The sequence below is a fragment of the Vagococcus fluvialis genome (genome assembly GCF_048815235.1).
Classification (GTDB): Bacteria; Bacillota; Bacilli; order Lactobacillales; family Vagococcaceae; genus Vagococcus.
On the sequence record NZ_JBMEAO010000003.1, the window covers coordinates 1 to 15,373 of the forward strand.

Annotated in this window: 14 protein-coding genes; 10 read left to right on the plus strand and 4 right to left on the minus strand. The window is 33.4% G+C overall.

What is annotated here, in order from left to right; genetic code table 11:
- Window positions 1-138: 138 nt before the first annotated feature.
- Both ACODH8_RS02445 and ACODH8_RS02450 read right to left on the minus strand, forming a co-directional pair.
- Window positions 139-1,296, minus strand: a complete 1,158-nt coding sequence (locus tag ACODH8_RS02445) for an FtsW/RodA/SpoVE family cell cycle protein (protein ID WP_332465814.1) — start codon at window positions 1,294-1,296, stop codon at window positions 139-141.
- A 129-nt stretch (window positions 1,297-1,425) separates the two neighbouring features.
- Window positions 1,426-2,790, minus strand: coding sequence for an MATE family efflux transporter (locus tag ACODH8_RS02450; protein ID WP_332465813.1), 1,365 nt, complete (start codon window positions 2,788-2,790; stop codon window positions 1,426-1,428).
- A 146-nt stretch (window positions 2,791-2,936) separates the two neighbouring features.
- Between ACODH8_RS02450 and trxB the strand changes: the two genes are divergently transcribed.
- The 3 genes from trxB to ACODH8_RS02465 all read left to right on the plus strand — a co-directional run bounded on the left by trxB (window position 2,937) and on the right by ACODH8_RS02465 (window position 6,031).
- Window positions 2,937-3,866: a thioredoxin-disulfide reductase gene (trxB, locus tag ACODH8_RS02455; protein WP_332465812.1), complete on the plus strand. Its 930-nt coding sequence runs from the start codon at window positions 2,937-2,939 to the stop codon at window positions 3,864-3,866.
- Between the two features lie 121 nt (window positions 3,867-3,987).
- Window positions 3,988-5,706, plus strand: coding sequence for a phospho-sugar mutase (locus tag ACODH8_RS02460; protein ID WP_332465811.1), 1,719 nt, complete (start codon window positions 3,988-3,990; stop codon window positions 5,704-5,706).
- A gap of 19 nt (window positions 5,707-5,725) precedes the next feature.
- Window positions 5,726-6,031: a metalloregulator ArsR/SmtB family transcription factor gene (locus ACODH8_RS02465; RefSeq protein ID WP_332465810.1), complete on the plus strand. Its 306-nt coding sequence runs from the start codon at window positions 5,726-5,728 to the stop codon at window positions 6,029-6,031.
- Between the two features lie 90 nt (window positions 6,032-6,121).
- Here the strand turns inward: ACODH8_RS02465 and yidC are convergent, their stop codons facing one another.
- Both yidC and ACODH8_RS02475 read right to left on the minus strand, forming a co-directional pair.
- A complete protein-coding gene (yidC, locus tag ACODH8_RS02470) occupies window positions 6,122-7,057 on the minus strand; it encodes a membrane protein insertase YidC (RefSeq protein WP_332465809.1) in 936 nt (311 codons plus the stop codon).
- An 83-nt stretch (window positions 7,058-7,140) separates the two neighbouring features.
- On the minus strand, window positions 7,141-7,413 hold the full coding sequence (locus ACODH8_RS02475; RefSeq protein ID WP_332465808.1) for an acylphosphatase: 273 nt from the start codon (window positions 7,411-7,413) through the stop codon (window positions 7,141-7,143).
- Window positions 7,414-7,515: 102 nt separating this feature from the next.
- Here ACODH8_RS02475 and ACODH8_RS02480 point away from each other — a divergent pair, with 102 nt between their 5' ends.
- The 7 genes from ACODH8_RS02480 to hisC all read left to right on the plus strand — a co-directional run bounded on the left by ACODH8_RS02480 (window position 7,516) and on the right by hisC (window position 15,323).
- Entirely contained in the window at window positions 7,516-8,286 is a 771-nt protein-coding gene (locus ACODH8_RS02480; RefSeq protein WP_332465807.1) for an RNA methyltransferase, read from the plus strand.
- A 115-nt stretch (window positions 8,287-8,401) separates the two neighbouring features.
- A complete protein-coding gene (locus ACODH8_RS02485) occupies window positions 8,402-8,908 on the plus strand; it encodes an HD domain-containing protein (protein WP_332465806.1) in 507 nt (168 codons plus the stop codon).
- Between the two features lie 77 nt (window positions 8,909-8,985).
- A complete protein-coding gene (locus ACODH8_RS02490) occupies window positions 8,986-9,324 on the plus strand; it encodes a helix-turn-helix domain-containing protein (protein WP_332465805.1) in 339 nt (112 codons plus the stop codon).
- Window positions 9,325-9,638: 314 nt separating this feature from the next.
- Window positions 9,639-10,685, plus strand: a complete 1,047-nt coding sequence (gene pheS / locus ACODH8_RS02495; protein WP_332465804.1) for a phenylalanine--tRNA ligase subunit alpha — start codon at window positions 9,639-9,641, stop codon at window positions 10,683-10,685.
- Window positions 10,686-10,689: 4 nt separating this feature from the next.
- Window positions 10,690-13,107, plus strand: a complete 2,418-nt coding sequence (gene pheT / locus ACODH8_RS02500) for a phenylalanine--tRNA ligase subunit beta (RefSeq protein ID WP_332465803.1) — start codon at window positions 10,690-10,692, stop codon at window positions 13,105-13,107.
- Between the two features lie 78 nt (window positions 13,108-13,185).
- Entirely contained in the window at window positions 13,186-14,229 is a 1,044-nt protein-coding gene (locus ACODH8_RS02505) for a 3-deoxy-7-phosphoheptulonate synthase (protein WP_332465802.1), read from the plus strand.
- A 17-nt stretch (window positions 14,230-14,246) separates the two neighbouring features.
- Window positions 14,247-15,323, plus strand: a complete 1,077-nt coding sequence (gene hisC / locus ACODH8_RS02510; protein WP_332465801.1) for a histidinol-phosphate transaminase — start codon at window positions 14,247-14,249, stop codon at window positions 15,321-15,323.
- The last annotated feature ends 50 nt before the right edge of the window (window positions 15,324-15,373 follow it).

A 15,373-nucleotide genomic window follows, 5' to 3' on the forward strand; every position in this document is an offset into this window, starting at 1 on the left:
AGCGGATAAAAATGAAATTAGGTGGACTGTGTCCTGTTGATTTCCGTCTTAAGATGGCAGTTTAAGACAATAAAAAAGGAGTAGATTTCTCTACTCCAAAAAAGTCTAACTTTTAGGGTTCACTACATTCACCTCTTTTTATTCGTATACATTCATCTCAAAGATTAAGCCTAAAGCGATTAATGTGGCAATTAGAGAAGTTCCTCCCTGACTTAGAAAAGGAAGAGGGATCCCTGTTAGCGGTAGTAATCCAATAGAAGCCCCAATATTCTCAAAGGTTTGGAAAACTAACATAAAAACAACACCAACACAAATGTAAATATTAAATTTTGAATTACTCTTTAGTCCAGCGTAAAAAATTTGGAAGAATAAATAGAAATATAAAATAATGACTAAAGAAGATCCGATAAAGCCATATGCTTCACCAACGAAGGTGAATATCATATCTGATTCTCGAACTGGTACGTAAACATCCACTCCAGCAGCCCCTTTTCCTAAAATCCCTCCAGAACCCATAGCGATAAATCCTTGGACTTGCTGATAGGCAATTGAGTCGGCAAAGGCATAAGGATCTTTCCAAGCGCGAACTCTATCTAGTTGGTATTGTTTAAAATGGAGAGTCTTTAAAATCTCATTACCTGATTCTGTAAATACGAGATAAATTAAAGCTCCACCTAAGACAAGTAGGATAGCCCCAATAGTCCCTAATATTCGCCAATCAATACCAGCAGCGATTAAAAGAGCTCCTAATACACAAACGAAGACTAACGAAGTACCAAAATCTTTTTGCATAAACATTAAAGCAAATAGAGGAATACTGTAGGCAATTAATCGCCATAATAAATTCATATCAGTAGAAATTGTTTTGATTTTCGTTTTCATATCATATTGAATAAGTTGTTTTGAAATAAATAATATATAAGCGATTTTAGCTAGTTCAGATGGTTGGAATTTCATACCAGCTATGTCTAACCATCTTTTAGTACCTGTAATGTTGTACATAGTTACATCATAGAAGAAGTACAGGGATAACATTAACAATAATGAAAAACCATATATCCATGGAACTAATCGCCAAATCAGTTTTTTATCTATAAATTTAATGACTAACATCCCACCTAAACCAATGCAAATAAAAATAACTTGTTTGATGGCTTGATTGATTGCGGAGACATCTTCATAAGTTGCTACCCAGTATTGTAACCAAACGCTTAATATAAGCATTAAAAAAATTGGCAGTAGCAATCCGTAATTAACTGTAGGTTTATAAAAATACCTCTGTGATCTTCTTGACATATATTCACCCTCTTAATAAAAATTCCGTCGTTTATAAAACTACCATTAATTGATAGATGAAATCAGTAAAAAAAGAGATTATTAATCAAATTTTAAACAATAAAAAAACAACCTAAGTAAAATAGGTTGTTATAATAAATCAATTTTATTTCGCCACACGCCAGATTTCCAACGTTTAAGGAGTAATATCGCCCTGAGTGCTTCATCTATTGTGTAAGCTAGCCAGACTCCCAAAAGTCCTAATTCTAAAGGGATAGCAAGGAAATAAGAGAAAGGTAAACTAATAATCCATAAGACAATTAAACTACAAATAAGCGGGAATTTCACATCACCAGAAGCATTTAGTGAACCAACCATCGTCATATTGATGGCTCTAAAAATTTCTAAGAAAATATCTACAAAGAAAACAACTTTAGCAATAGCAATGATCTCAGGGTTATAGGTAAATATATGCATAATAGGTTCAATAAAAATAAAGGTAGCAAGGGAAATGATGAAAGTAATACCAACCCCAAGGTATATAGTGTTCTTTCCTCTTAAATAGGCTTTATCAAAATCTCTTGCTCCCACATTTCGACCAATAATAATTTGGTTTCCTTGTGCTAAGGAAGAAGCGATTAAATAAATAAATTGCGTGATTGCTGTTACGTATGATTTTGCAATTAAAAGATTAGCTCCTAAAGTAGCAACAATCATAGTTACAACAACTTGAGAACCCATATAAGAAAGGTTTTCTCCAGAAGATGGAAGTCCTAATTTTAATATTTGTTTTAATTTAATTTTTGAAAAGTGTTTAAATGATAATTTTAAAATATTAAAGTTAATTTCTTTTTGAAGAATGAAAAAGCCTAAAATCATAGCAATAGTGTTACTAATAGCAGCAGATATACCTAAACCTGCAACGCCTAAATTAGGTAATCCAAATGGACTATAAAGAGCTAAATAGTTACCAAGGACTGTTAATATAAGGGCAAGCATTGGAATTTGTAACGCTGCTTTGGTTTTCCCGTGGCTTCTAAGGAAAGCAACGATAGCAGCTGAGATAGAAGAAACAAATAAACTAGCCCCATAAATTTGAATATATTTGACACCAAGATCAACAATATCATCAGGTAATCTAATGGCAATTAAAAGTTGTTCTGGAAACAACATAAAGAGAGCACTGATAAGAAATCCAATAATAAATGAGCCTATAATTCCAGTTGTGATAACTTCAGGAATCTCTTCATTTTTTTTAGCACCGATTAACTGAGAAATAATAATTTGCACACCAACTGTAATAAAACCATAAACAAAAACTGACAGAGTTAACAATTGATTAGCTGAACCAACTGCTGCAACGGCCGGTTCTGAATGTTGTGCAATCATCCAGACGTTTATGTTACCAACAAAAACCCGTAAAAAAAACTCAATAAAAATCGGCCAGCTTAAATAGAAAAGTTCTCTATTCGAATGGCGATTTTCTGTAAAAAAATGATTCATTCGTGAAATCATTTAGGCAACCACTCCTTTTTTGCGTTTGTATCATTAGTATTCTATCTTTATTTCAAACAATGTCAATGGTTATTCTAGTTCTTTTTTTGAGCATAAGCGTAGACAAGAATACCTGAAACCGTTAAAGTTAAGAAGTGAATAAAGGTATGGAGGAATGTGTAATGTATGATGTAATAATCATCGGAGCAGGACCTGGTGGTATGACAGCTGCTTTGTATGCGTCTCGAGCAGATTTGAAAGTTTTAGTAATTGAAAGAGGTGCTCCTGGTGGTCAATTAATGAATACTGCTGATGTGGAGAACTATCCAGGATTTTCAATGATTACAGGACCAGATTTAGCAATGAAAATGTATGAAAATTCAACTAATTTTGGAGCTACTCATACCTATGGGAATGTAACGAACGTTGAAGATTTAGGATCAAGTAAAAAAGTGTATTGTGATGATGAAGTTTATGAAGCAAAAACAGTAATCATCGCTTCAGGTAGTGACCATAGAAAAATTGGCGTTCCTGGTGAAGAAGAATACGCTGGTCGTGGTGTTTCTTATTGTGCTGTATGTGATGGGGCTTTTTTCAGAGATCGTCACTTATATGTTATTGGTGGAGGCGACTCAGCTGTTGAGGAAGGGTTATATCTAACTCAGTTTGCAAGTAAAGTAACAATTGTTCACCGTAGAGATGAACTAAGAGCTCAAAAAGTAATTCAAGATCGTGCATTTAAAAATGAAAAAATTGATTTTATGTGGGATACTGTGCCTGTAGAATTTAAAGGCGATGATAAAAAAATCACCTCTATTGATTTTAAAAATGTTAAAACTGAAGAAATTACTAATGCTGAAGCAGAAGGCGTATTCGTCTATATTGGTTTAGATCCATTGACAGAACCTTTCAAAGGATTAGGCATTACTAATGAAGAAGGTTGGATTACTACAAACGAATACATGGAAACGAAAATACCAGGTATTTATGCTATCGGAGATGTTCGTGATACAGTACTACGTCAAATTGCAACAGCAGTTGGAGATGGTAGTATCGCGGGACAAGAAGTATATAAATATATAACAACCGTGTTATAAAACAACTTGGTACTTAAAAGAGTTAATACTTATAGTATTAGCTCTTTTTTTATATATTTTATTTTATTATCCTTTTATGAATGTTATAATAAAACAGAATAATCTTGAAAGGGTGAACAAATTGACTTGGAAAAATACATACCAACAGTGGTTGGACTTTAGTCAAATGGATGAATTAGTAAAAACAGATTTAGAAAATAAACGAGGTAATGAAGAACAACTAAAAGATTCTTTTTATGCACCACTTGAATTTGGAACAGCTGGTATGAGAGGAATTATCGGAGCTGGGATTAACCGAATGAACATTTATACAGTTAGACAAGCGACAGAAGGTTTAGCCCTTTTTATTGATAGTTTAGATGAAGCCGCTAAAAAACGTGGTGTTGCGATTGCTTTTGACTCAAGACATCAATCTCCTGAATTTGCTATGGAAGCATCTAAAACGTTAGCAGCACATGGTATTAAATCATACTTATTTGAGAGTTTACGTTCTACTCCAGAATTGTCTTTTACAGTTAGACATTTTAATTGTATCGCAGGAATTATGATTACAGCTAGTCATAACCCGAAAGAATATAATGGATTCAAGGTTTACGGTTCTGATGGAGCACAAATGCCTCCTCAAGATGCTGATTTAGTAACTAAATATGTTAGATCAATTGACAATCCTTTAACCATCGAAGTCTTACCTCAAAGTGAAGCAGGAGAACTGATCCAAATTGTTGGGGAAGACGTAGATGCTGTTTACTTAGAGCATTTAAAAACAGTAACAGTTAATAAAGATGTTATTAAAAAAACAGAAGATGAGTTAAAAATTGTTTTTACCCCATTACATGGAACAGGTCAAATGATTGGTGAAAAGGCTCTAGCACAAGCTGGGTTTAAAAACGTCTTAGTGGTCCCTGAACAAAGAGAAGCGGATGCTGACTTTTCAACTGTTAAATCACCTAACCCAGAAGAAGCTTCAGCATTTGAGTATGCGATTGCTTTAGGAGAAAAAGAAAATGCAGATATTTTATTAGCAACGGACCCAGATGCTGACCGTTTAGGTGCTGTTGTGAAAAATGATAAAGGCGAATATATAGTACTTTCTGGTAACCAATTAGGTAGCATTATGGTACACTACTTATTACAAGCTAAGAAACAAGAAGGTTCTTTAGCTGAAAATAGTGTAGTTATTAAATCAATTGTTTCAAGTGAATTACCAACTGAAATTTGTAAAAAATATGATGTTGAAATGATTAATGTGTTAACTGGTTTTAAATTTATTGCAGAACAAATTAAATCATTCGAAGCAAATCAAGCTAAATCATTTGTTTTCGGTTTTGAAGAAAGCTATGGTTATTTGGTTCAACCTTTCGTTCGTGATAAAGACGCTATTCAAAGTCTAGTGTTACTTTCTGAAATTGCAGCTCACTATAAAGCTAACAACCAAACTTTATTTGATGCGATTCAAGAAATTTATGCAGAATTTGGTTATTTCGATGAAAAAACAATCTCAGTTACGATGTCAGGTATTTCAGGGGTTGAAAAAATCAAACAATTAATGTCAGACATTAGAACGAATATTCCATTAAATTTTGCAGATGTAGCAGTTGACTATTATGAAGATTATTCAACTCAGAAGAGACATTTTATTGCTGGAGATAGCGAATCAATTGACTTACCACCATCAAATGTTTTAAAATTCTTTTTACATGATGGAAGTTGGATTGCCATTAGACCTTCGGGAACTGAACCGAAAGTGAAGTTTTATTTAGGGGTTAAAGGAGCAAACCATCAAGAAACAACAGAAAAAATAAATAAATTTGAACAAGCAGTTCAATCATTTATTAATTAAGTAAATTGGGGATGTATAGATGACATTAGAACATGTTAATGAGGAATCAATTCTAAAGGTAAGTAAGTTTTTCAAAAGTATTAGTGATCCGACTAGATTACGAATACTAATCGCTTTATCTGAAGATGAATTAAATGTTTCAGCTATCACTGAAAAACTTCAGATGGAACAATCAGCGATATCTCATCAACTAAAGCTTTTACGAGAATCACATTTAGTTAAATCGAGAAAAGAGGGTAAATCAGTTGTTTACTCTTTAGATGATCAGCATGTGACTGATATTCTTGCAAAAACATTCCAACATATGAATCACGTTCAAGATTAATGATAAAAATAGTAGCGTAAGTGAATTGACTTACGCTACTATTTTTTTTGTTAAAAAAAAGATGACCTATAAAAGTCATCTTTTTAATGATTATTTTTTACCTTGTTTACCGGCGTTACGTCCTTTAACATTAGCGTTAGCATTTCTTGCAGCTTGCTTAGGAGCGTTACCTTGTTTCTTAGGTGTTACATCTTTAACAACAGGTTTTACTGTTTTGATTGGATTTTTTTCAAAATGTTCAGCTAGTTCAGCTTTAATTTTTGGTTTGTGATAGAGAGTTGTAATTAAAGATTGAATACAACTAAAAATACCACCGACTACCCAATATAAAGTAACTCCAGCAGGAGAACTAAATGAAATCATGACAATCATTAAAGGTGACATATAGCTCATCATCTTCATTTGTTTCTTTTGTTCTTCAGCCATACCAATCATACTGATATAACTTTGGGCAAAGTAACTAATACCAGCTAAAGCAACTAATAACATACTTGGTTTTCCTAAATCAATTCCTAAGAAAGTTGAATCTGAAATACCAGTAGTAAATTTAGCAGCATAGAATAAAGCCGTAAAGATAGGCATTTGAATTAGAAGTGGAAGACATCCCATACCACCCATAATATTGATGTTGTTATCTTTATAAAGTTGTTGTAATTCAGTTTGAGCTTTCATTTTTTCTTCGTTAGAAGTAGCGCTCTTCATGCGTTTGTTAATATCGTCTGTATAAGGTTTAACAGCTTGCATTTTTTCTTGCTGAATCATTGATTTCTTCATTTGGCTTAAACCAAGAGGCATGATGGCTAAACGAACAACAATCGTTAAGACAATAATGGCTAAACCAAAACCTAATCCCCAGTTATCGGCTAAAAATGTAATAGCATTTCCCATTGGAGCTACTAAAAATTTATAAACCCAGCCGTCCCCAGTTGGTGTTCCAGTCTTTTTGTCGATATCAACACAACCAGATAAGAAAAATATTAAAGCTAATAAACTTGATGAGTACATCAATCGTTTTAATTGTTTCATTCAATTCGTTCCTTTTCTTGTAATATACACAAGCTTTACTATATCTAATTATGTCCCTTTTTTCAATAAAAATCGTTAAAAATTTAGTTTGTCACTGAAAACTTCCTATAATCTTCACAAGTTTCTTTCTCATGAAAGATAACTTGGTCAACTCTACCAAATGGAGCAGGTGATTTTTTTATTGCTTCAATAAAGGCTAACATAGCTTGTTCTTCGCCTTGAGCTTCTATGTAAACATCTCCGTTAGGTTCATTTCGAACAATACCTAAAATCCCCAGTTGATCAGCAACCATTTTTGTTGTATATCGAAAACCAACACCTTGGACTTTACCTGAAACTGTCATACATGTTTTCATTTATCTCTCTCTTTTCTTTTTCTCTTAATTATACAGGATAGATGTTTTTCATATCAATCTTAAAAAAATTTGATATAATATACGAGACTGAGAGGGATATGGATGAAAATAATAGAATCAAACAAAAATGAATGGATCAAACAACTAAAAAAATTAGAAAAGAAAAAGTATCGTGATTTAGAAAATCGCTATCTGATTGAAGGTGAACATCTTGTAGAAGAAGCGATAATGAATCAAGCTGATATTGAGTTCTTATTAATTACAGCAGAAAGTTATGAAACCTATCAACATTTAGTTACTAAAGTTTCTGATGACATACTAGTCCAAGTAACTACTGATATCATCAAACACTTGTCTAGTTTACCTAGTCCGCAACAGGTAATGGCTATTGTAAAAAAAGGAGTAAAAGCAAATAAGGAATCCATTAAAAATCATTTGTTACTTCTTGATAATGTTCAAGACCCAGGAAATGTTGGGACAATGATTAGAACGGCAGATGCAGCTGGCTTTAAAGGAGTTGTTCTTGGAGAAGGTTCTGCCGATATTTATAATACGAAAGTACTCCGCTCAATGCAGGGAAGTCACTTTCATATTCAAGTAGAAGAAGCGACATTAGAAAATTATATTATTGAACTGAAAAATGATGGTTACCAGGTTTATGCCACAGAGTTAAATGATCAGGCTATTTCTTTCAAAGAGATTCCTACTACTGAAAAAATAGCTATTATTATGGGCAATGAAGGACAAGGAGTAAGAAAAGAAATCATCGATTTATGTGATTGTCCTGTATATATTCCCATGTTTGGTCAAGCAGAGTCCCTTAATGTGGCTGTTGCAGCTGGAATTGTCATGTTTTCATTACAAATATTATGAATTTATTAAGTAGGTTCATTAAACTAGCTATTAAACAAACTTCATGATAAACTACAATCACTGAGTTGAATTAAAGTAAGTAAATAAACATTTAACTAAAGGAAAGTGAAGATATATGACATTAAAATGGCAAGATGACGCAGAATACTTAGAGCTAGTCGCAGACTTAATTTTTACAGATGAAGTACAAAATCTAGTGGAATTTAAGCAACATCATTATTCAAATCGTTTAGAGCATTCCATTAATGTCTCTTACAGAAGTTTTTTATTAGCAAAAAAATGGAATGGGGATGTAAAAGCAACCGCAAGAGCAGGCCTTTTACATGATTTGTTTTATTATGATTGGCGTACAACTAAAAGTGATGATGGAAGTCATGCCTATGTCCATCCAAGAGTAGCATTAGAAAACGCTAGAAAATTAACAGAAATATCAAAATTAGAAGAAGATATTATTGTGAAGCATATGTTTGGAGCTACAATTGCTCCTCCGAAATACAAAGAAAGTTACATTGTTACTTTAGTAGATAAATATTGTGCCTGTGAAGAAGTTTTTGTGCCACTTTACAATCAAGCAAAAGTAAAAGCTTTCCAATATTTCGGCTTAGCTAATGTCAATGTTTAAAAATAAGCCGACTTGCTAGAAATAGTCGGCTTTTTGTTTTATACTTAATGATAATACTTCTAAAGAAGGTGAAAGAAATGGAAACATGTGAGAATCAACAATTTATGTTATGCCCTAAATTTGAGAAAACATTTGAAATTTTAGGGAAAAAGTGGAATGGCTTAATCATTGATGTGCTAATTGCAGAAGGACCACAGCGATTTGTACAAATTGCTAATAAGATTCCAGATGTAAGTGATCGCGTTTTAGTAGAGCGATTAAAAGAACTAGAAGAAAAAGAAATTCTTGAAAGAAAAGTTAAATGTGAAGAGAAAAACAGAATTGAGTATGGATTGACAGATAAAGGTTTAGCACTAAAACCTGTTATGGAAGAAATTCAAACTTGGGGAGAAAAATGGGTAGAGGTTAAAATTTAACCTTGACCTTTGATGCTATCTCTTGTAGTATGTAAGGCAAATACAAATATTAATAATAACGTTAAGGGAAAAGAGTAGTTTAAGGAGTTATCAAAAGGGAGACTTGCCACCGACTGAAAGCAAGTTGTTAATGAATTAAGTGAAGTTCACTTCCTAAGTTGTTTAGAAATAGTAATAGACCGGTGGAGTCATCGTTAAAAACAAGAGTGTGTACGCTTTTAGCGTGCAAATTAGGATGGTACCGCGAGACATCGTTCCTTTATATAAGGAATGGTGTCTTTTTTTGTTGCTAGAAAAGAAAGGAATTGAGGAAGATGTCGTTAAAAGAAACATTAGAACAGTTAAAGACAGATGCTTTAGCTAAAATTGAATCAACTCAAACATTAGAGAGTTTAAATGAAATTAGAGTTCAAGTCTTAGGAAAAAAAGGTTCTATGACTGAAGTTTTAAGAGGGATGAAAGATTTAACACCAGAGATGCGACCTGTTGTTGGAGGTTTAGCAAACGAAATTCGTGACCTTTTAACTGGAGAGCTAGAAGAGAAAAAAGTTGTGTTAGAACAAGAAGCATTAAATGCTGCTTTAGAAAAAGAAACAATTGATGTGACATTACCAGGTGATGAGTTAAATATTGGAACGTCTCATATCTTAACTCAAGTTATGGAAGAAATTGAAGATGTCTTTTTAGGATTAGGATATGAAATTATCGAAGGGTATGAAGTGGAACAAGATCACTATAACTTTGAGCGTATGAACATTCCTAAAGATCACCCAGCGCGTGACATGCAAGATTCGTTTTATATCAATGATGAAGTGCTATTAAGAACTCATACATCACCAATTCAAGCTCGTACAATGGAGAAACATGATTTTTCAAAAGGATCATTAAGAATGATTTCACCAGGTAAAGTATTCCGTCGTGACAGTGATGATGCCACTCATAGTCATCAATTCCACCAAATCGAGGGATTAGTTGTTGCAGAAGGAATTACAATGGGAGACTTAAAAGGAACTCTAGAAGTCTTACTTAAGAAAATGTTTGGTGAAGATCGTGAGATTCGTTTACGCCCAAGTTACTTTCCATTTACAGAGCCTTCAGTTGAAGTAGATATTAGCTGTTTCAAATGTGGTGGTAAAGGATGTAATGTCTGTAAACAAACAGGTTGGATTGAAATTTTAGGAGCTGGTGTTATTCACCCACGCGTCTTAGAAATGTCAGGAATTGATTCAACTAAATATAGCGGTTTTGCTTTTGGATTAGGTCCAGACCGTGTGGCAATGCTTAAATATGGTGTTAATGATATCCGTTATTTCTATCAAAATGATTTACGATTCTTAGAACAATTCAGAGTAAAGGGGTAAGACAATGTTAGTTTCATATAAATGGTTAAAACAATTAGTTGATCTTGAAGGGATTTCACCTATCGAATTATCAGATAAAATGTCTCGTTCAGGAATTGAAGTAGAAGATGTAGTTGTCCCAGAAGAAGGACTTAAAAAAATCGTTGTTGGTGACGTTAAAGAGTGTGTTCCACATCCAGATAGTGATCACTTATCAATTTGCCAAGTAGATGTTGGTGAAGAAGAAATTTATCAAATCGTATGTGGTGCACCGAATGTAAAAGCTGGCAAAAAAGTAATTGTTGCTTTACCAAATTCACGTATCACAGGTAATGTTAAAATCAAAAAAGGGAAAATGCGTGGTGAAGTATCTCTTGGTATGATTTGTTCATTAGATGAATTAGGTTACTCAAGTAGTGTTGTACCAAAAGAATATGCTGATGGTATTTATTTCTTACCAGAAACGGCGATTCCAGGAGAGCCTGTCTTTTCATATTTAGAAATGGATGACTCAATTATTGAGCTATCAATTACACCAAATAGAGCTGACGCTTTAAGTTTACGTGGTGTAGCTCATGAAGTAGCTGCCATTTACGACCGTGAAGTAACTTTTCCAACAAAAGAATTAGTTGAAGCAGCAGACACTAATATTGAAGATTATGTAAGTGTTTCAGTGGAAAATACAGATGACACACCAACGTATCGTATGCGTGTGATTAAAGACGTAACAATCAAAGAAAGTCCAATGTGGTTACAGACATTATTAATGAATGAAGGAATTCGTCCAATTAATAACGTAGTGGACGTAACTAACTATACATTACTATTATTTGGTCAACCTCAACATGCTTTTGACTATGACAAATTAGGTAGCAAAGAAATTAAAGTTCGTCGTGCATTAGAAAATGAAACTTTAGTAACTTTAGATGAAGAAGAGCGCACTTTGACAACAGAAAATATTGTCATTACAAACGGCAAGGCACCAATCGCTTTAGCTGGTGTAATGGGCGGATTTGATTCTGAAATTACAGAAACAACAACAACTGTTGCTTTAGAAACAGCGCTTTTCCATCCAACTGTGACAAGACGTACAGCAAGAGGATTTGGTCTATCAAGCGAATCAAGTAAACGTTTTGAACGTGGTATTAACGTTTCAACGATTGAAGAAGCAAGTGCTTTTTCAGCTCAAATGATTGCTGAACTTGGTGACGGAATCGTTGTAAGTGGTGAAGCAGTAAGTAATGAATACGTTAAAGAAGATGTAGTTGTTTCAATTACATTGTCTAAAATCAATAACTCATTAGGAACTGATTTAACAGCAGAGGCTGTAACTGGTATCTTCAAGAGTTTAGGTTTTAAACAAGAACTAAATGAAGAAACTTTTGTAGTAAGTATTCCACCAAGACGTTGGGATATTTCTATCGAAGCCGATTTAGTGGAAGAAGTAGCACGTATTTATGGTTATGATAACTTACCATCAACTTTACCAAAAGGTTCATCTGTTGCTGGAAGATTATCACGTACGCAACAATTAACACGTAACATCCGTAAGCAATTAGAAGGTAATGGTTTATATGAAGCAATTAGCTATATGTTAACAACGCCAGAACTTGCAACGAAATTTGTATTAGAGCCAAAAGGAACAATTGCTCTTGACTTCCCAATGAGTGAAGAACGTTCAGTAGCTCGTCAAAGTTTAGTGTCAGGTTTATTAAAAAATGTGGCATACAATCAAGCAAGAAAACAAAACCATGTAGCCTTTTATGAAATTGGTAATATCTTTGAAACAGTGGAAGGCGAAGCGTTACCATTAGAAACAAAACATTTAGCTATGGCTATTTCTGGAACATGGGAAGAAAAAACATGGGATTCTCCTGCTAAAACAGTTGATTTCTATACCTTAAAAGGAATTGTAGAAAATCTATTTAATTTACTTGGATTAGAAGAAGATGTTTTATTCACTTCAAGCAAAGCGTATCAAGATATGCACCCAGGTCGTACAGCTCAAATTACAATTGGTGAAACTGTATTAGGTTTTGTTGGACAAGTCCATCCTCAAGTAGCAAAAGACATGGAAATTAACGAAACTTATGTGTGTGAGTTAGATTTAGCATTATTATGTGAATTAGCTAAAGCAGAACCTACGTATAAAGAAGTTGGTAAATATCCTTCTATTAAACGTGACATTGCTTTACTTGCTGATCGTGATATTTCAAGTCAAGAAATTATCAACGTTATTAAAGAAAAAGGTGGCAAAAACTTAGTTGATATTCATCTTTTTGATGTATTTGAAGGTGAAAAATTAGGTCACAATAAAAAATCACTAGCTTATTCATTAATCTTTAGAAATGATGAAGCAACATTAGTTGATGAAGAAGTGACTAATGCTGTAGAGAAAGTAAGTGAAGCATTACAAACAAACTTAAATATTGAAGTAAGATAATGAAAAGATTTTACTTACTTGCCTATGTGGGTAAGTAAAGTCTTTTTCTTTATACCTTAATATAGAAGAAAGATGAAAATGGAGGTTAGGGATATGGGTTTTGAAACACTAAGTAAGGCAATTAATAAGGAAGAGTTATTAAATTCTTATCAGCTATCGGGAGCTGATTTAGAACTAAAAAATAAAAGAGACCAAGAACTAAAAGATATCATGACAGGCAAAGATCAACGACTTTTAGCAGTTATTGGACCGTGTTCAGCTCATGATGAAGAAGCAGTTTTAGAGTATACATACCGGTTAAGTCGCTTACAACAGAGTATAGGTAATGAGGTTTTCATAATACCTAGGGTTTATACGAATAAACCGCGTACTAATGGGGATGGATATAAAGGATTATTACATCAACCTTCTGTTACTGGTAAATCGAATTTATTACAAGGTATCCAAGCGGTAAGGAAAATTCATCATCGAGTTATTACAGAAACAGGATTAACGACGGCTGATGAAATGTTATATCCTGAAAACCTTGAATATGTAAAAGATTTATTGAGTTATATTGCAGTTGGAGCAAGATCAGTTGAAGATCAACAACATCGTTTCGTTGCAAGTGGGATTGATCAACCTGTGGGAATGAAAAATCCAACAAGTGGTCAGTTAAATATTATGTTTAATTCAATTTACGCAGCTCAACAAAAACAAGAATTCATCTACAATAATCAAGAAGTAAAAACATCATCCAATCCATACGCTCACGTAGTTTTAAGAGGTGGTTTAGATAGTTACGGCAAAAATATTCCTAACTATCATTATGAAGATTTGCTAAAGGTAAAAGAAATGTATGATGGCTCAAGTTTAGCAAATCCTTTTGTAGTAGTAGATACAAACCATGATAATTCAGGGAAACAACATTTAGAACAAATTAGAATCGTTGAAGAAGTTCTAAACAGTCGCAAGTGGAATCAAGATTTAAAACCATTAGTTAGAGGTTTTATGATAGAAAGCTTTATTGAAAATGGGCGTCAAGAAGTAGATGGAACTGCTTTTGGACAATCTGTAACAGATCCTTGCTTAGGTTGGAAAGAAACAGAAGAACTTTTAGTAACATTAGCTAAAAATAAATAATAATGGAGGAATGTTGTATGAAAGGAAAAGAAACATTAAAAGGTTTAAGACCTTATTTACCAGGTAGACCAATGGAAGAAGTCAAAAAAGAATACGGTTTGGATCGTGTTATTAAGTTAGCTTCTAATGAGAATCCTTTTGGTTTTTCAGAAAAAGTAGGAGATGTTCTAAAAGAAGGATTGACTAACTTACAATACTATCCTGATGGTGGGGCAATTGATTTAAAAGAGGTTTTAGCTGAGTTTCATGGGGTCACAAAAGAACAATTATTAGTTGGAGCAGGTCTTGATGAAGTCATTCAAATCGTTTCAAGAGCTTTACTGACTAAAGGGGACGAAATTATTGTTCCTAATCCAACATTTCCTCAGTACGCTCACCACGCAATTATAGAAGGGGCTGATGTGATTAAAGTAGATGTGAATCCTGCAACTGGAGAAATGGATTTAGAAAAAATGATTGAGCAGATTACTTGGGATACTAAAATTATCTGGCTGTGTAATCCAAATAATCCAACTGGAACTTATGTCTCACAATATAAAATCAAAGATTTTTTAGATAGGATACCAGAACACATTTTAGTGATTAGTGATGAAGCTTACCAAGAGTATGTTACTGAGGAAGAAGTAAGTTCAAGTTTTAATTTCTTAAAAGAGTTTCCTAATCTAATGATTATGAGAACTTTTTCTAAAGCTTATGGTTTAGCAGGGCTTAGAATAGGATACGCGATTATGTCTGAAGAGTTAGCTCAAGTGCTTGAAGTAGCAAGACTTCCATTTAATACAAGCAGTTTAGCTCAAAAAGCAGCTATTACAGCCTTAGAAGATCAGGAATTTATTAGACGTATGACTAAAATGAATTCAGAAGAGCTAGAAAAATGGGAAGAATACTTATCTGAGAGACAGATTCCTTACTATGTTTCTCAAACTAATTTCATCTTCTTTGATGTAGGAGAAAAGGACGGAGCAGTGACTCAAGGCTTATTAGAAAAAGGCTTTATTATTCGTGGTGGATTAAAGCCAGGATGGTTAAGAGTAACGATTGGTGAGAAAAATGATAATTTGATGTTAAGAAACACCTTAAGTGAGTTAATTTAATAACATTTGTTAAAAAGAAAGGGAAATTTAAATGATTTTCCTTTCTTTTT